Below are 15346 nucleotides of genomic sequence, written 5' to 3'. Positions count from 1 at the left end.
GGTGGAGACGGAGGGCAGGGGCAGCGGGGAGGAGGTGGTGGGACTGGGCTCGCTTCCCTTGCCGGTGTCCTCGCCGGCCGTCGTGCCGCGCCGCGCGCCGGGCGTCGCGGAGGGCGTGCTCCGCGGCACCAGCGGCGGGATGATCTGCGTTCCCGGCGCGGCCGTCATCTCCAGGTAGACATTGAGGTAGTCGCCCTTCACGCCGCGCAGCACCTCGTCGGTGAACGGATAGGTGAGCAGCACCTGGAGCGAGTCGGGCAGGTCCGTGCCCGCGTCCGCGAGGGCTCTCAGCGTCGGCGCGATGGCCTCGAGGTCGGCGATCATGTCGTCCTTGCTCGCGTCGATGGTGGCGACGGCGACGTCGGAGAGCGTGTCGAGGGAGCGCAGCATGGTCAGCAGCGAGCCGCGTTGCCGGTCGAGCGTCTTCAGACCGGGTGAGAGGTCGGTGAGGACGGTGGCGACGTCGTCCTCGCGGGTGGCGAGGGTCGCGGAGAGCCGGTTGACGGCATCGAGGGCGTCGGTGATGTCGCCGCGGTGGTCGTCGAGGTCGGTCACCAGGGTGTTGACCCGTTTCAGTACGGAGCGGACCTCGCCCTCGCGGCCGCCGAGCGCCTCGTTGAGTTCCCGGGTGATGGTCTTGAGCTGGTTGACGCCGCCGCCGTTGAGCAGCAGGGACAGCGCGCCGAACACCTCTTCGACCTCGGTGTTGCGGCTGGTGCGGGAGACCGGGATGACGTCACCGTCCGCGAGCCTGCCGGTGCCGGTCTCCCGGGCGGGTGTCACGAGCTGGATGTACTTCTCGCCGAGCAGGCTGGACTGTTCGAGCCGGGCGGAGGCGTCGGCGGGCAGCCGTACCGCGCCGTTGATCTCCATGGTGACGCGGGCCGACCAGCCGTCGAGTTCGATGCCGGTCACCCGGCCGACGGCGACGTCGTTGACCTTCACCGCGGCCTGCGGCACCAGGCTGAGAACATCGCGCAGTTCCGCCGTGACGGTGTACGGGTGGTCGCCGAGGTCGGCGCCGCCGGGCAGCGGCAGGTCCTGGATGCCGTCGAAGCGCGGCGGTCCGACGGTGACGGCGCCCAGGGCCAGGGTGAAGCCGAGGCCGAGCGCGAGCAGTCCGCCCACAGTCAGACCGGCGACGCCGCCCGTGGTGAGCGCCCTCCGCCGAAGGGCCGCGGCCGTCGAACCGGCGGTGCGGGTACGGCGCTTCACCGCTCCCCCTTCCCCGAGACCGCGGAGCCGCCCGTCGCGGGCAGCGGCAGCAGCGGGCCCCCGATGCTGATCTCGTTGAGGTTGGCGCGGCCGTCGAGGGTTCGGGTGTCGGGGTTGTAGGCGTTGACGACGTTGCCGGCGGCCAGCGGCGCCACGTCCAGTGCCTCGGCGAGCGAGGCCCGCTGCTCGACGAGGGTCCGGGTGATCGGGACGAGCCGGTCGACGTTCTCCTTCAGCTCGCCCCGGTTGTCCTCGATGAACGTCTTGACCTGGCCCAGGGCGGTGCCGAGTTCCTCCAGCGCGCCCGCGAGGTCGTCCTTGTTGTCGGCGAAGAAGCCGACGACCTCGTCCAGGCGCTCCTGGGCGGTGCGCACGTCGTCGTCCTTGTCCTTCAGCATGGTGGTGAAGACCTGGAGCCGGCTCAGCGTGGCGAACAGGTCGTCGCTGCTGCCGTCGAGGGTCCTGGCCGCCTTGCCGAACTGCTCGACGGTCTCGCCGATGGCCTCGCCGTTGCCGTCGAGGTTGGCCGCTCCGGTGCGCAGCAGATCGGACAGGGCGCCGGTGGAGTTGGCGCCGTCCGGGCCGAGCGCCCTTCCGAGTTCGGTGATCGAGTCGTAGAGCTGGTCGATCTCGACGGGGGTGCGGTTGCGCGCGGCGGGCAGGACGGCGCCGTCGGCGAGGGCGGGACCCGCGCGGTAGGCGGGGGTGAGCTGCACATAGCGGTCGGCGACCACGCTCGGTGCGACGACGACGGCACGCGCGCCCTCGGGCACTCGCACGCCATCGTCGAGCCGGAGGCCGACCCGCACCGTGGTGCCCTGCGGCCGCACCGACTCGACCTCGCCGACCCGTACGCCGAGGATCCGCAGATCGGACCCGGCGTAGATGCCGACGGCGCGGTCGAAGTAGGCGGTGAGGCGGGTGCCGTCGGAGCCGAGGACCCGCACGGCGGTCAGCCCGGCGGCGACCAGCACCGCGAGGGCGAGGGCGCCGGTGAGGAGTTTCCTGCGTGTGTTCATCGCTCCCCCTTCTCCTGCGCCGTGGGCCGCTGTTTCGGCGGCATGCAGCCGGTCGCGGGCTGGGACGTCTCGGGCAGATAGGAGCGGGGGACGACACCGCACAGATAGCTGTCGAACCAGCGGCCGTTGCCCAGCGTGTTGCCGACGAGGCGGTAGTACGGGCCGGCCAGTGCGAGGGTCTTGCCGAGCTGCGTGCTGTTCTCCTGCAGGACGGCGGTGACCCGGCCGAGCGCCTTGAGGGTGGGGCCCAGCTGCTTGTCGTTGTCGTCGACGAGGCCGGCGAGTTCGGTGCCGAGGTCCCGGCTGCCCCTGAGCAGCGCCCGGATGGCGTCGCGGCGGTCGCGCAGCTCTCCGAGCAGGGAGCCGCCGTCCTCCAGAAGGATCTCGAAGCTGGACTTCTTGTCCTTCAGCGTCTGGCTGAACCGGGCGCTGCCTCTGAGGAGTTCGGCGAGTTCCGTGTCGCGCCGGGACACGGACCGGGACAGCGCGGACAGGCCGTCGGCGGCCTTGCGCACATGGGGCGGGGAGTTCTCGAAGGTCCTGGAGATGGTCTCGAAACTCTCCGCGAGCTGCCGGGTGTCGAGGGCGTCGACGGTTCCGCCGAGGTCCTGGAACGCCTGGGTCACGTCGTACGGGGAGGTGGTGCGGGACAGCGGGATGCGGCTGCCGGGTTCCTGGCGGGCGGAGCCGAGCGGGTCGAGCGCCAGGTACTTGTCGCCCAGGACGGTCTTGATGGCGATGGCCGCGGTCGTCCGGTCGCCGATCCAGGCGTCCTCGACCTCGAAGCCGACCCTCACCTTGGGGCCGTCGAGGGTGACTCCGGTGACCTCCCCGACCTTGACGCCGGCGATGCGCACCTCGTCGCCCTCGTCGAGACCGGCCGCCTCCGAGAAGTCGGCGCTGTAGGCGGTGCCGCCGCCGAACGGCAGCCGGTCCGCCTGGTAGGCGAGGACGGCGAGCAGGGCGAGGACGAGCAGTCCGGCCACGCCGACGGCGACGGGGTCGCGCTCCCTGACCGGTGTGAAGCGCGGGCGCCGGGCGGCGCCCGGCCGGCCGGTGCCGGCGCGCCGTGCGAAGGGTCTCATCCGCGGCACCTCGCTTCGGTGATCGCGATGCCGGTCGGCGCCTCCGAGCCGTCGGAGGTGGTCACTCCGCTCACCCGCGCCTCGCAGAGGTAGAGGTTGAACCACGATCCGTAGGAGGACAGCCGGGCCAGGGCGGACATCTTGGCGGGCGTGCGGTCGAGGAAGTCCTCGATCTGCGGCGTGTGTTCCGCCAGGCCCGTCGACAGCCGGCCCAGTTCGCGGATGTCCTGTTTCAGGGGCGCGCGGCCCTCTTCGAGGAGCCCGGCGGTGACGGTGGTCAGCTCGCCCATGGCCTCGACGGCGTCGCCGAGGGGTTCGCGGTCGTCGTTGAAGCCGGTGACGAGGGACTGCAGGGTGACGACCAGGTCGTCGAAGCCGTCCTCGCGTTCGTTGAGGGTCCGCAGGACGGTGCTGAGGTTCTCGACGACCTCGCCGATCACCTCGTCCTTGGCGGCGACGGTGGTGCTGAGCGAGCCGACGTGCCGGATCAGGCTGTCGACGGTGGCGCCCTCGCCCTGCAGCACCTGGACGATCGAGCCGGCGAGCTCGTTGACGTCCTTCGGCGAGAGTCCTTCGAACAGCGGCTTGAACCCGTTGAAGAGCAGGGTCAGGTCCAGGGCGGGTGTGGTGCGCTCCAGCGGGATGGTGTCCCCCGGCTGGAGCGTGCCGGCGAGGTCGCCGCTGCCGCGGTCCAGGGCGACGTAGCGCTGGCCGACCATGTTGAGGTACTTCACCGCGGCGGTGGCCGAACGGGGCAGCCGGCGGTCGTCGCGGACGGTGAAGGTGACCTGCGCGGTGCGCCGGTTCACGACCCGCACATCGGTCACCTCGCCGACCTTCACTCCGGAGATCCGCACGCTGTCGCCGTCGTCGAGGCCGGTGACATCGGTGAACAGGGCCTGGTACGTGTAGGTGCCGCCGCCGACGCCGCTGTCGGCGACGCTGAGGCCGAGCACGGTGGTGGCGAGGCCGGTCACCACCAGGAAGGCGAGGGACTTCAGCAGCGGCCCGGCCAGGGAGCGCCGCCGGGTGTGGGCGTGGTCCGGTGCGGTCATCCGAGGGTCACCTCCGTGCCGCGGTAGGCGGGGCCGACCAGCAGGCTGCTCCAGTCGGGCAGTTCGGCGGGGGGCCGGCCGGCGGCGGGGGCCAGCAGTTCGTTGACGAGGTCGTTCTCCTGCGGGGTGTTGGCCGGACCGAGCTCGTCACCGGTTCCCGGATACGCCTGTACGGCGGGTTCGGCGGCGGCGCCCAGGTAGGGCACGGGGTGGCAGCGGGGGCCGCCGTCCGAGTCGTAGACGGGGGTGTCGCGGCCGGGGCGGTAGGCGCCGCGAGAGGGGACGGTGGTGACGTCGACGTGGATGCCGGGCCGGTCGGTGCCCTTGCCGAGCGCCTTGTCCATGGCGGGCACGAACTCGGCGAGGGTGCGCAGTGTGCAGGGGAACGACGGGGAGTACTCGGCGAGCAGCTCCAGGGTGGGCCGGCCGGAGGCGCTGAGCCGGATGATGTTGTCCGCGTTCTGCTGGAGGAAGGCGGTCATGTCCTCGGCCGTCCGGGTGGTGGCGCCGAAGGTGCGGGCGAGTTCGGCCTCCTGCTCGGCGAGGGTGCCGCTGGTGGTGGTGAAGTCGGTGAGGGCGGTGAGGATGTCGGGTGCGGCGTCCGCGTAGACGTGGCTGACCTTCACGAGTTCCTTGAGGTCGCGGTTGAGCGTGGGCAGCTGGGGGTTGAACTTCCGCAGGTGCGCGTCGAGCCGGGTGAGGGTGTCGCCGAGCCGGTCGCCGCGGCCCTCCAGGGCCTGGGAGACGGCGGACAACGTGGCGGACAGCTTGTGCGGCTGGACCGCGGTGAGCATCGGCAGCACGTTGTCGAGCACCTGCTGGAGTTCCACGGCGTTCGTGGAGCGGTCCTGCGGGATGACGGCCCCGGCGGCCAGCGGTCGCGGCGAGGGGCGCGCGGGCGGGACGAGGGCCACGAACCGTTCGCCGAACAGCGTGGTCGGCAGCATCTGCGCGTGCACGTCGGACGGCACCCGGTCGAGGGCGCCGGGTTTCATGGCGAGGGTGAGCCGGGCGCCGTCGCCGGTGGCGTCGATGGCGCGGACCTCTCCGACGACGACGCCGCGCAGCTTGACCTCGGCGCCCAGGTGCATCTCGTTGCCGACGCTGCCGGTCTCGACGACCACCGGGTCGAAGGCGGTGAACCTCTTGTCGTAGACGGCGACGGCCAGCCAGATCAGCAGTGCGGGCACCAGCAGGAACGCCACTCCGGCACAGCGGCGGCGCAGTGTCTCGCCTCGTGGTCCGTTCATCTCACCCCGCCACCTTCACGGTCGTGGTCGCGCCCCACAGGGCGAGCGACAGGAAGAAGTCGGTGACGCTGATCAGCACGATGGCGTTGCGCACGGACCGGCCCACGGCGACGCCGACGCCGGCCGGGCCGCCGGTGGCGCGGTAGCCGTAGTAGCAGTGGGCGAGGATCACCAGCACGCTGAAGACGAGCACCTTCAGCACGGACAGGAGCACGTCGGTCGGGGAGAGGAACAGGTTGAAGTAGTGGTCGTAGGTACCCCGGGACTGGCCGTTGAACAGGACGGTCACGTAGCGGGAGGCCAGGTAGGAGGAGAGCAGGCCGACCGCGTAGAGCGGGACGATGGCGACGACCCCGGCGATGATGCGGGTGGTGACCAGGTAGGGCATGGAGCGGATGCCCATGCCTTCGAGGGCGTCGACCTCCTCGTTGATGCGCATGGCGCCGAGTTGCGCGGTGAAGCCCGCGCCGACGGTCGCGGACAGGGCGAGTCCGGCGACGAGGGGGGCGATCTCGCGGGTGTTGAAGTAGGCGGAGACGAATCCGGTGAACGCGGCGGTGCCGATCTGGTCGAGGGCGGCGTAACCCTGGAGCCCGACGACGGTCCCGGTGAAGAGGGTCATCGCGATCATCACGCCGATGGTGCCGCCGATGACGCCGAGCCCTCCGGTGCCGAAGGCGACCTCGGCGAGGAGGCGCTGCACCTCCTTGAGGTAGCGGCGCAGGGTGCGCGGGGTCCACAGCAGGGCCCGGGTGTAGAAGAGCAGGTGGTCGCCGGAGCGGTCGAGCCAGGCGAGTGGGGAGGCCATCGTGGGTCAGCCCCCCTTCGGCGGAACGATGCGGAGGTAGAGGGCCGTCATCACCATGTTGACGAAGAACAGGAGCAGGAAGGTGATGACGACGGACTGGTTGACGGCGTCGCCGACGCCCTTGGGACCGCCGCGCGGATTGAGGCCCCGGTAGGCGGCCACGATGCCCGCGATGAACCCGAAGACCAGTGCCTTGAGTTCGCTGATGTACAGGTCGGCGGGCTGGGCGAGGGCGGAGAAGCTGGACAGGTAGGCGCCGGGTGTGCCGTCCTGGAGGATGACGTTGAAGAAGTAGCCGCCGAGGGTGCCGACGACGGAGACCAGGCCGTTGAGCAGGACCGCCACGGCCATGGTGGCGAGCACCCGGGGCACGACGAGGCGCTGAACGGGCGAGATGCCCATGACCTCCATGGCGTCCAGCTCTTCGCGGATCTTGCGGGAGCCCAGGTCGGCGCAGATGGCGGAGCCGCCGGCGCCGGCGATCAGCAGGGCGACGATGAGCGGGCTGGCCTGCTGGACGACGGCGAGGACGCTGGCGCCCCCGGTGAACGACTGGGCGCCCAACTGCTGGGTGAGCGAGCCGACCTGGAGGGCGATGACCGCGCCGAAGGGGATGGAGACGAGGGCGGCGGGCAGGATGGTGACTCCGGCGACGAACCAGAACTGCTCGACGAACTCGCGGAACTGGAAGGGCCGGCGGAAGATGGCGCGGGCGACCTCGGCGGCGAGCGTGAAGAGCCGGCCGGTCTGCCGCAGCGCGCCGGTGATCATGCGCCGCTCCCGGCGGCGGGCATGGGGAGCGTGGGCGCCTCGGCATCCTGCGCGTAGGTCCGCAGGATGGCGGTGCGGGCGGCGGAGGGCAGTTGGTCGATCATGCGCAGGACGCGTTCTCGCCGCCGGGCGACGGCGCGGCGCGGCGGCAGGCCGGGCGACGGTTCCAGCTGCGGGACGATGCTGCGGGGCGGGGCGGCGGCGCGGGCGATGCCCGCCTCGGCCGCGAGGGTGGCGGCGTCCTTCTCCTCCGACATCCCGATGGGGCCCTCGCGGCGGCCGTCGAGGAACTGGGAGACCACCGGTTCCTCGCTGGTGAGCAGCACCTCGCGCGGACCGAAGGTGACCAGTTCGCGCCGGAAGAGCATGCCCATGTTGTCGGGCACGGTGGCGGCGATGTCGAGGTTGTGGGTGACGATCAGCATCGTCGCGTCGAGCTGTGCGTTCAGGTCGATGAGCAGCTGGGAGAGGTAGGCGGTGCGGACCGGGTCGAGGCCGGAGTCCGGTTCGTCGCAGAGGATGATCTGCGGGTCCAGTACGAGCGCTCGGGCCAGTCCGGCCCGTTTGCGCATACCGCCGCTGATTTCCCCCGGCAGTTTGCCCTCCGCTCCCAGCAGTCCGACGATCTCGATCCGCTCCATGACGATGCGGCGGATCTCGGACTCCTTCTTGCGGGTGTGCTCGCGCAGCGGGAACGCGATGTTGTCGAACAGCGACATGGATCCGAACAGGGCGCCGTCCTGGAACATGAGCCCGAACAGTTTCCGGGTCTCGTAGATATCCCGCTCGGGGCTGTTCACCATGTCCACCCCATTGATGAGGACACTACCTTCATCTGGTTTGAGCAGCCCGATGAGCGACTTCAAGAAGACCGTTTTCCCGGTGCCGGACGGACCCAGCATGACGCTTACTTCTCCGGCCGGAAGGGTGAGAGACACGTCCTGCCAGATGCGCTGCTTACCGAAGGACTTGGTCAGGCCCTCGACCACCACTTCGATGCCCATATCACCTCCAGCGGACGCACGTCGGTTCTGTAGGCGGGTTCGCACCTCGAGTCGGTGCGCTGCCCGCTGACAACGGGTGCGGCCCCGCGTTCCCGTCGCCCTCCCGGCGTTTGTCACCCGGCAGACAACCCGCGCTGCCCGCCCTTGTCCCCACTGGGACAGGGGCTCCCGCGGCCCCCGGAGGGGCGGGACCGCGGGACCCCGCCGCCGGATGGCCGGCCTTGGCGGGAGGGAGCGGCCGGAGGGCGTCCGCCGCGGCTCGGCCGGCGGGGGCCGCCGACCTGGAACCGAGCACCGCACCGGCACGTTACGGCCGGGTAACCTCGGGGGGCAATACCGGGATCCGAGTTTTCGACGAGACCGGGTGCAGCCATCAGGAATTTGTCACGGCGCAGACAAGTCCGCCTTCGGAAGTTGTCGCCGAGTGAGCATTGCGGGCCGACGAGAACAGCCTGGGGCACGCCCTGCCGCCCATAGCCGAAGGCTTCTGACTTTGGCAGCGGATGACTAAGACAAGTGGGGGATCACTCACCCCGGAAAGAGGTGGTTCACATTTTCAAAGAATCATGAACAACGGCATTGTTCGACCAAGTTTCCCGCCAGTAACGTCATGGCTCGCGGACGGGGAACACCGAGCCGCGGGCCGCACACCCTCAATGGATTCAGCCGCGGCCCATCCCTGCCGTTCAACCACAAGGAGAGCCGACGTCATGAAGAAGCACACGAGAAGGTTCGCCGTCGTGGCGGGTGCGGCCGCGGCCGCCTTCGGTCTCACCGTCGGGCCCGCCTCGGCGGTTCCCTCCACGGTGTGGACCGTCACCCCGACGGGCAGCTACACGGCGACGAACAGCGGCAACATCGTGCTGACCGCGACGATTCCGATGACGTGCACGACCTCGAGCGCGTCCGGCACCATGGCCAGCGCCACCGGCAACCCGGCCACGGTCGCCAACATCAACACCATCGGCTTCGGCACGTCGACCTCGCCGTGCACCAGTGTCCTGGGCAACGTCAGCACCGTGGCGGTCACCCCGTGGACGGTCGTCGCCCAGGACTACAACGCCGCGACCGGCGTCACCACGGGCTACGTCGGCAACATCAAGGCCAACGTGAGCGCGGGCGCCTGCAAGTTCACCGTGACGGGCAAGGCTTCGGCCACCTACACCAACTCCACGGGCGTCCTGGCCGTCAACAGCGTCGCGGGCGAGCTGATCGTCAGCTCCAACCCGGCCCCGGTCAACTGCGGCTCGGTGGTCACCACCTCCACCAAGCCCACCTTCAAGGGCAACTACGTCATCAAGGCGTCGAACGGCGCCGTCCCGAAGATCGTCGGCTCCAACCCGTAAGGCGCCACCGTCCGCGTCCGCCCGGCCGGGCACCCACCCCGGCCGGGCGGACGCGCTACGACCTCACCGTGCGCGGTGAACTCCTGCCCCGGCGGCACCCCGGACGGGCCGTCGCCGCCGGGCCCGGGACGGAGGTCGTCGTCACCGGCCGGGACGGTTCGCCCGGACAGCGCTGGGAGCTCGAAGCGGTGGACGAGGGCGCCGCGGAGAGCCGGCCGAAGCGCCGGTTCGACAACGCGTCCGGGCAGCAGCCGCCGCCCGAGCCGGTCGCGTGGACCGCGCCGGCGCTCCTGCCCGCGGCGGCTCCGGTGACGGCGTTCGAGGCGGAGCCCGTCGTACCGTCCGCCCCGGGAGAGGTCCTTTCGGCCCTCGCCGCGCACGTCGGCTGAACCGGCGTCCACCGCGGTGACCCGTGGGACGCTGCGGTGTCACCGTGACCCGGTAGGCTGCACCGGCACGCGCCCGCCCGGGCGCATGCCGGCCAGGCGACGAGAGGGAAGCTGCGGTGCACGTCCAGGAATGGCTCGAGACCGTCCCCGCGGTCAGCATCTACGCGCTGGTGGGAGTGGTCATCGGTCTGGAGAGCCTGGGCATCCCGCTGCCGGGCGAGATCATCCTGGTCTCCTCCGCCCTGCTCGCCTCCCAGCACGGCGACATCGACCCGGTGATCCTCGGCGCCTGCGCGACCGCCGGCGCGATCATCGGCGACTCCATCGGCTACGCCATCGGCCGCAAGGGCGGACGCCCGCTGCTGGCCTGGCTCGGCGGCAAGTTCCCCCGGCACTTCAGCGAGGGGCACATCGCCACCGCCGAGCGGTCCTTCGAGAAGTGGGGCGTGTGGGCCGTCTTCTTCGGCCGGTTCATCGCCCTGCTCCGGATCTTCGCCGGCCCGCTCGCGGGCGTGCTGCGGATGCCGTACTGGAAGTTCCTCATCGCCAACGTGCTCGGCGGCATCGTCTGGGCGGGCGGCACCACCGCGGTCATCTACTACGTCGGCGTGGTGGCCGAGGCCTGGCTCAAGCGCTTCTCGTGGGTCGGCCTGGTGCTGGCCGTGGGCGTCGGCCTCGCCTCGATGCTGATCATCAAGCGCAAGGCGAAGCAGGCGACGCGGACGGCGCAGCAGCCGGTGGCCGAGCCGGAGCCGGTCCCGGCCGCCGACTGACGGCCGCCCGCCGGGGCCCTACGGCCGGGTGGCGTGCACGTCGCGGTGCGCCTTCGCCAGCTCCGCGTACATCGTCCCGTTCAGCGTGACGCCCTCGCGCTCCTCGTCGGTCAGCTCCCGCTTGACCTTGGCCGGTACACCAGCGACGAGCGAGCCCGGGGGCACACGCATGCCCTGCGGCACCAGCGCCTGCGCGGCGACCAGCGAACCCGCGCCGATGACCGCGCCGTTGAGCACCGTGGCGCCCATCCCGATCAGGCAGTCGTCCTCGACGGTCGCGCCGTGGACGACGGCGTTGTGCCCGATGGAGACGCGCTCGCCGACGGTGACGGGAAAACCGGGGTCGGCGTGGAGCGTGCAGTTGTCCTGCACATTGCTGCTCGCGCCCACCGAGATCCGCTCGACGTCGCCGCGCAGCACCGCCCCGTACCAGACACTCGTGCCCGCCCCCAGCGTCACGTCCCCGATCACGGTGGACCCCGGCGCCACGAACGCCTCCGGGTGCACCGCCGGTTCCTTGCCGCCGATCCCCGTGATCAGGGCCTGGTGAGCCATCGTCGCCTCCTGGTAGTCGGGTACCCCCGCACGGTACGCCACCCGGTGGGGCGAAGATCACAGGCCTCCCGGCCCTTGGGTGCCCTGCCCCCTGAGTACCGTGAGCGGGTGCCGAAGCCCAAGAACACGTTCTCCTCATGGCGCCGTCGTCTGGCCCAGCGGGCGGTCCACGCGGGCTGGGCCTGGCTGCAGCGCACCGGCTCGGTCACCGCCGAGCACCCGGGACGGTTCCGCTTCGGCTCGATGGGCGCCGGCACCCGGCTGGCCTTCCCGCTCGGCACGGTCTTCGGGGAACCGTGGATCCACCTGGGATCGCACTGCATCGTCGGCGAGCAGGTCACCCTGACGGCCGGTCTGATGCCCGATCTCGACCTCGGCCCGGAGCCGATCCTGCGCATCGGCGACGGCGTGGTCCTCGGCCGCGGCAGCCATGTCATCGCCGACACCACGGTCACCATCGGCAGCGACTGCTATTTCGGCCCGTACGTCTACGTCACCTCCACCAACCACTCGTACGACGATCCGCACCAGCCGATCGGCAGGCAGTGGCCGCGGATGGAGCCGGTGGAGATCGGACCGGGCTGCTGGATCGGCACCGGCGCGGTGATCCTGCCGGGGGCCCGGATCGGGCGGAACGTGGTGGTGGCGGCGGGGGCCGTGGTGCGCGGCACGGTGCCCGACCACGCCGTCGTCGCGGGGGCGCCCGCCAAGGTCGTACGGCGCTGGACGCCGGCCGAGGGCTGGCAGCCGCCGCTGCGCACCCCGGCGCCGGTGCCGATACCGGAGGGTGTGACCTCCGACCAGTTGCTGCGGCTGTCGGGGCTCGACGAGGAGGCGGTGGCCCGCCTCGCGCAGCTGGACGAGGTCGACGCGGAGCCCTGAGTCAGCCGGTCGCCAGCAGCAGCGAGCCCGCGAGGGCCAGTCCGGCGCCCGCCGCCTGGACCGCGCGCAGCCGTTCGCTGAGGATGCCGCGCGCGGCCAGCGCGGTCACCACCGGGTAGAGCGAGGCGAGCACGGCGGCCACGGTGACCGGGCCGTGCTGGGCGGCGATCGCGTAGGTGCCGTTGGCCGCGACGTCGGCGAGTCCGACGAAGGCGAGCGCGGGCAGCGCGCCCCAGGGGAAGCCGTCCGCCGGGAGGGCGGGGACGCCGCGCCGCACGGAGACGTACAAGGCGGTGCCGCCCGCGACGACGTTCGTCACCCGCTGCACGAACAGGGCCAGGAACAGGCCGGTGACGGTGGTCGAGGCCTCGGCGATCAGGGCCATCACAGCGCCGAAGCCGAACGCCGCGAGCAGGGTGAGCAGCACGGCCTGGCGCTGGACCGGGGCGCCCCGGAACTGGGGCCCGCCCGCGAGCACCACCCCCGCCACGGCGACCAGGATGCCCGCGAGCTGGAGCAGCCCCGGCCGTTCGCCCAGGACCAGGCCCACGCCGACGGGGACGGCCACGCCCAGCGAGCCGAGCGGGGAGACCACTCCCATCGGTCCCAGGGCGAGCGCCTTGTAGAAGGCGAGCATCGCGACCGGGCCCACCAGTCCGGCGCCCACCGCGAACCACAGCTGCGGCCCGGCCTCGCTCCGGGCGCCGGTCGCGACGACGAGCGCGCCGAGGACGAGCACGGCGATCGTCTGCGAGACGACGACCACGGTGAGCGCGGGCGTGCGCCGGGTCAGCAGACCGCCGCCGAAGTCGGCCAGACCCCACAGGAGGCTGGTGGCCAGGGCGAAGAGTGCTGTCACGGGTCGCCTCGCAGTACAGTTCGGTGAACGATCGGGTGCATCACACCGTAGTTCAGCAAACTGCACTCTGTCATTCAGAATATTGGACCACGACAGTGGACCACGGCTCCCTTGGACGGAATGTGTCGGACCTCGACCTGCTGACGCAGTCCCTCGCGCGCAGCGTCAAGCACTGGCGGGCGGTACGCGGCTTCACCCTGGACGTGCTCGCCGCCCGGGCCGGCGTCAGCCGCGGCATGCTCATCCAGATCGAGCAGGCGCGCACCAACCCCAGCCTCGGCACGGTCGTCAAGATCGGCGACGCGCTCGGCGTCAGCATCACCACCCTGCTCGACTACGAACAGGGCCCCAGGGTCCGGGTCGTCCCCGCCGAGCAGGCCGTACGGCTGTGGCACACCGACGCGGGCAGCTACAACCTCCTGCTCGCCGGCGCCGAGGCGCCCGGCCCGCTGGAGATGTGGCAGTGGCGGCTGATGCCGGGCGAGCACAGCGACTCCGACCCGCACCCCGCCGGAACGGTCGAGCTGCTCCATGTCACCGAAGGGGAACTGACGCTGACCGTGGACGGTGCGGAGCACCGCATTCCCGCGGGCGCCAGCGCCTCCTTCGAGGCCAACACCCCGCACACGTACGGCAACACGGGTCGGGTGCCGATGCAAATGATCATGGCCGTCTCGGTGCCACCCGTCCGTTGAGACACCCGGCCGCCCGGCGCCGTACGGCTGTTACCGTGCGGCCATGCGCGCACCCATCGGAGACTTCGACCAGGCCACCCCGGCCCCCGACTGCCTCGACGAACTGACCCGACCGGTCGCCGACGCCGTACGCGAGTGGTCCGGCGCCGTCCCCGCCGAGCAGATCCTCTACGTCGACACCGACCCGCAGTGGGCCGACACCGCCGTCTTCGTGGAGCACTACGGCCGGGAGCTGCTGGAGCAGTCCGCGAACTGCGTGGTCGTCGCCGGGAAGCGGGGCGGCGAGAGCACGCTCGCCGCCTGCGTGGTGCTCTCCACCACCCGGGTCGACGTCAACGGCGTCGTCCGCCGCCGGCTCGGCGCCCGCAAGGCCTCCTTCGCGTCCATGGACACGGCGACCGGGGAGACCGGCATGGAGTACGGCGGCATCACGCCGATCGGGCTGCCCGCCGACTGGCCGGTGCTGGTGGACTCGGCGGTCGTCGACCTGCCGTACGTCCTGGTCGGCAGCGGCCGGCGGCGCGGCAAGCTGCTGGTGCCGGGCAAGGCGTTGGCCGAACTGCCCGGCGCGGTCGTGCTGGAGGGGCTGGGCGTGGCCGTCTGAGTCTTCTCGCCGGTGCCGCCGCCGGGGCGCGGTTCAGGCCGTCGCGTGGTGGGCCAGCGCGCGATGCGGGTCCGGCTCGCCCGGCACCGGCGCCGGATCGGCGTGCACGAGGGCGGCGGTCAGCCGCGGAACGGCGTGCAGCAGGGTGTGTTCGGCGGCCACCGCGATCGCGTGGGCCTGGCGGACCGTCGCCTCGCCGTCCACCACCACCGCCACCTCGGCCCGCATTCGGTGCCCGATCCAGCGCAGCCGCAGCTCGCCCACCCCGCGCACGCCCGGCACCTCGCGCAGCGCCCGCTCCGCCCGGTCCACCAGGGCCGGGTCGACGGCGTCCATCACCCGCCGGACCACCTCACGGGCCGCGTCCCGCAGGACCAGCGCGATCGCCACGGTGATCGCCAGTCCGACGACCGGGTCGGCCGCATGCCAGCCGACCGCCGAGCCGCCCGCGCCCAGCAGCACCGCCAGTGAGGTGAAGCCGTCGGTGCGCGCGTGCAGTCCGTCGGCGACCAGCGCGGCCGAACCGATCTCCCGGCCGACGCGGATCCGGTACCGGGCCACCCACTCGTTCCCCACGAAACCGACCAGCGAGGCCACCGCCACCGCCGGCACGTGCGTCACCGGGCGCGGATCGAGCAGCCGGTCGACCGCCGTCCACCCGGCGAACGCCGCCGACGCGGCGATGGTCAGCACGATCACGATCCCCGCCAGGTCCTCGGCGCGGCCGTAGCCGTAGGTGAAGCGGCGGGTCGCCGCGCGGCGGCCGAGCACGAACGCGATGCCGAGCGGTACGGCGGTCAGCGCGTCGGCGGCGTTGTGGACCGTGTCGCCCAGCAGTGCGACCGACCCGGAGACCGTCACCACGACCGCCTGCGCCAGCGCCGTCGCCCCCAGCACCGCCAGTGACACCCAGAGGGCGCGCATGCCGCGGGCCGAGGACTCCAGGGCGGAGTCGACCTTGTCGGCGGTGTCGTGGGAGTGCGGGGTGAGGAGGTGGGTGAGGCGGTGGCGGATGCCGTGACGATGGGGGTGCGGG

General features: G+C 71.8%; 17 protein-coding genes. 6 read left to right on the top strand and 11 right to left on the bottom strand.

Features of this window, described 5'->3' with window-relative positions:
- The 8 genes from CCN42_RS22405 to CCN42_RS22370 all read right to left on the bottom strand — a co-directional run.
- The coding region (locus CCN42_RS22405; protein WP_086738206.1) for an MCE family protein at window positions 1-1215 on the bottom strand (1215 nt) is incomplete at its 3' end.
- Window positions 1212-2234: an MCE family protein gene (locus CCN42_RS22400; protein WP_086738204.1), complete on the bottom strand. Its 1023-nt coding sequence runs from the start codon at window positions 2232-2234 to the stop codon at window positions 1212-1214. The genes CCN42_RS22400 and CCN42_RS22405, both read right to left, overlap by 4 nt.
- On the bottom strand, window positions 2231-3319 hold the full coding sequence (locus CCN42_RS22395) for an MCE family protein (protein ID WP_086738210.1): 1089 nt from the start codon (window positions 3317-3319) through the stop codon (window positions 2231-2233). Before CCN42_RS22395 ends, CCN42_RS22400 begins: the two co-directional genes overlap by 4 nt.
- The gene (locus CCN42_RS22390; RefSeq protein WP_086738202.1) at window positions 3316-4374 is read right to left on the bottom strand and encodes an MCE family protein; all 1059 of its coding nucleotides are present in this window, start codon (window positions 4372-4374) and stop codon (window positions 3316-3318) included. Before CCN42_RS22390 ends, CCN42_RS22395 begins: the two co-directional genes overlap by 4 nt.
- Entirely contained in the window at window positions 4371-5624 is a 1254-nt protein-coding gene (locus CCN42_RS22385; RefSeq protein WP_086738200.1) for an MCE family protein, read from the bottom strand. The genes CCN42_RS22390 and CCN42_RS22385 overlap by 4 nt, the downstream gene beginning before the upstream one ends.
- A gap of 1 nt (window position 5625) precedes the next feature.
- Entirely contained in the window at window positions 5626-6432 is an 807-nt protein-coding gene (locus CCN42_RS22380; protein WP_086169760.1) for an MlaE family ABC transporter permease, read from the bottom strand.
- Between the two features lie 6 nt (window positions 6433-6438).
- Window positions 6439-7203 carry an MlaE family ABC transporter permease gene (locus CCN42_RS22375; RefSeq protein ID WP_086738199.1) on the bottom strand — a complete coding sequence of 255 codons (765 nt, stop codon included), beginning with the start codon at window positions 7201-7203 and terminating at the stop codon, window positions 6439-6441.
- Window positions 7200-8207 carry an ABC transporter ATP-binding protein gene (locus CCN42_RS22370; protein WP_086738197.1) on the bottom strand — a complete coding sequence of 336 codons (1008 nt, stop codon included), beginning with the start codon at window positions 8205-8207 and terminating at the stop codon, window positions 7200-7202. The genes CCN42_RS22375 and CCN42_RS22370 overlap by 4 nt, the downstream gene beginning before the upstream one ends.
- A 710-nt stretch (window positions 8208-8917) precedes the next feature.
- Between CCN42_RS22370 and CCN42_RS22365 the strand changes: the two genes are divergently transcribed.
- The 3 genes from CCN42_RS22365 to CCN42_RS22360 all read left to right on the top strand — a co-directional run bounded on the left by CCN42_RS22365 (window position 8918) and on the right by CCN42_RS22360 (window position 10715).
- On the top strand, window positions 8918-9553 hold the full coding sequence (locus CCN42_RS22365; RefSeq protein ID WP_086738195.1) for a hypothetical protein: 636 nt from the start codon (window positions 8918-8920) through the stop codon (window positions 9551-9553).
- A 68-nt stretch (window positions 9554-9621) separates the two neighbouring features.
- Window positions 9622-9942, top strand: a complete 321-nt coding sequence (locus CCN42_RS43365; RefSeq protein ID WP_169731506.1) for a hypothetical protein — start codon at window positions 9622-9624, stop codon at window positions 9940-9942.
- A 116-nt stretch (window positions 9943-10058) separates the two neighbouring features.
- Window positions 10059-10715 carry a DedA family protein gene (locus CCN42_RS22360; RefSeq protein WP_086738194.1) on the top strand — a complete coding sequence of 219 codons (657 nt, stop codon included), beginning with the start codon at window positions 10059-10061 and terminating at the stop codon, window positions 10713-10715.
- Between the two features lie 18 nt (window positions 10716-10733).
- Here the strand turns inward: CCN42_RS22360 and CCN42_RS22355 are convergent, their stop codons facing one another.
- A complete protein-coding gene (locus CCN42_RS22355) occupies window positions 10734-11270 on the bottom strand; it encodes a gamma carbonic anhydrase family protein (RefSeq protein WP_086738192.1) in 537 nt (178 codons plus the stop codon).
- A gap of 108 nt (window positions 11271-11378) precedes the next feature.
- On the opposite strand from CCN42_RS22355, the gene CCN42_RS22350 reads away from it, so the two are divergent.
- Window positions 11379-12152 (top strand): acyltransferase, encoded by a 774-nt coding sequence (locus tag CCN42_RS22350; RefSeq protein ID WP_086738190.1) that lies wholly within the window; start codon window positions 11379-11381, stop codon window positions 12150-12152.
- A 1-nt stretch (window position 12153) separates the two neighbouring features.
- On the opposite strand, the gene CCN42_RS22345 is transcribed toward CCN42_RS22350, so the two are convergent.
- Window positions 12154-13011 carry a DMT family transporter gene (locus tag CCN42_RS22345; RefSeq protein ID WP_086738188.1) on the bottom strand — a complete coding sequence of 286 codons (858 nt, stop codon included), beginning with the start codon at window positions 13009-13011 and terminating at the stop codon, window positions 12154-12156.
- 122 nt (window positions 13012-13133) lie between these two features.
- On the opposite strand from CCN42_RS22345, the gene CCN42_RS22340 reads away from it, so the two are divergent.
- Both CCN42_RS22340 and CCN42_RS22335 read left to right on the top strand, forming a co-directional pair.
- Window positions 13134-13706 (top strand): helix-turn-helix domain-containing protein, encoded by a 573-nt coding sequence (locus CCN42_RS22340; RefSeq protein ID WP_086738186.1) that lies wholly within the window; start codon window positions 13134-13136, stop codon window positions 13704-13706.
- Between the two features lie 43 nt (window positions 13707-13749).
- The gene (locus CCN42_RS22335; protein ID WP_086173424.1) at window positions 13750-14310 is read left to right on the top strand and encodes a YbaK/EbsC family protein; all 561 of its coding nucleotides are present in this window, start codon (window positions 13750-13752) and stop codon (window positions 14308-14310) included.
- Between the two features lie 33 nt (window positions 14311-14343).
- Here the strand turns inward: CCN42_RS22335 and CCN42_RS22330 are convergent.
- Window positions 14344-15346, bottom strand: a 1003-nt coding sequence (locus CCN42_RS22330) for a cation diffusion facilitator family transporter (RefSeq protein ID WP_422641181.1), incomplete at its 5' end; no start/stop codon positions are given.

This window comes from Streptomyces glaucescens, from assembly GCF_002154375.1.
Taxonomy (GTDB): domain Bacteria; phylum Actinomycetota; class Actinomycetes; order Streptomycetales; family Streptomycetaceae; genus Streptomyces; species Streptomyces glaucescens.
The sequence above is the reverse complement of the archived record's forward strand: the minus strand, read 5'-3'. Positions and strand labels throughout refer to the sequence as shown.

Excerpts from the sequence above, each read along its gene's own strand:
- CCN42_RS22365 (WP_086738195.1), top strand. The coding sequence starts at position 8,918 with ATGAAGAAGCACACGAGAAGGTTCGCCGTCGTGGCGGGTGCGGCCGCG.
- CCN42_RS22370 (WP_086738197.1), bottom strand. The coding sequence starts at position 8,207 with ATGGGCATCGAAGTGGTGGTCGAGGGCCTGACCAAGTCCTTCGGTAAG.
- CCN42_RS22355 (WP_086738192.1), bottom strand. The coding sequence starts at position 11,270 with ATGGCTCACCAGGCCCTGATCACGGGGATCGGCGGCAAGGAACCGGCG.
- CCN42_RS22385 (WP_086738200.1), bottom strand. The coding sequence starts at position 5,624 with ATGAACGGACCACGAGGCGAGACACTGCGCCGCCGCTGTGCCGGAGTG.
- CCN42_RS22375 (WP_086738199.1), bottom strand. The coding sequence starts at position 7,203 with ATGATCACCGGCGCGCTGCGGCAGACCGGCCGGCTCTTCACGCTCGCC.
- CCN42_RS22400 (WP_086738204.1), bottom strand. The coding sequence starts at position 2,234 with ATGAACACACGCAGGAAACTCCTCACCGGCGCCCTCGCCCTCGCGGTG.
- CCN42_RS22380 (WP_086169760.1), bottom strand. The coding sequence starts at position 6,432 with ATGGCCTCCCCACTCGCCTGGCTCGACCGCTCCGGCGACCACCTGCTC.
- CCN42_RS22390 (WP_086738202.1), bottom strand. The coding sequence starts at position 4,374 with ATGACCGCACCGGACCACGCCCACACCCGGCGGCGCTCCCTGGCCGGG.
- CCN42_RS22395 (WP_086738210.1), bottom strand. The coding sequence starts at position 3,319 with ATGAGACCCTTCGCACGGCGCGCCGGCACCGGCCGGCCGGGCGCCGCC.
- CCN42_RS22335 (WP_086173424.1), top strand. The coding sequence starts at position 13,750 with ATGCGCGCACCCATCGGAGACTTCGACCAGGCCACCCCGGCCCCCGAC.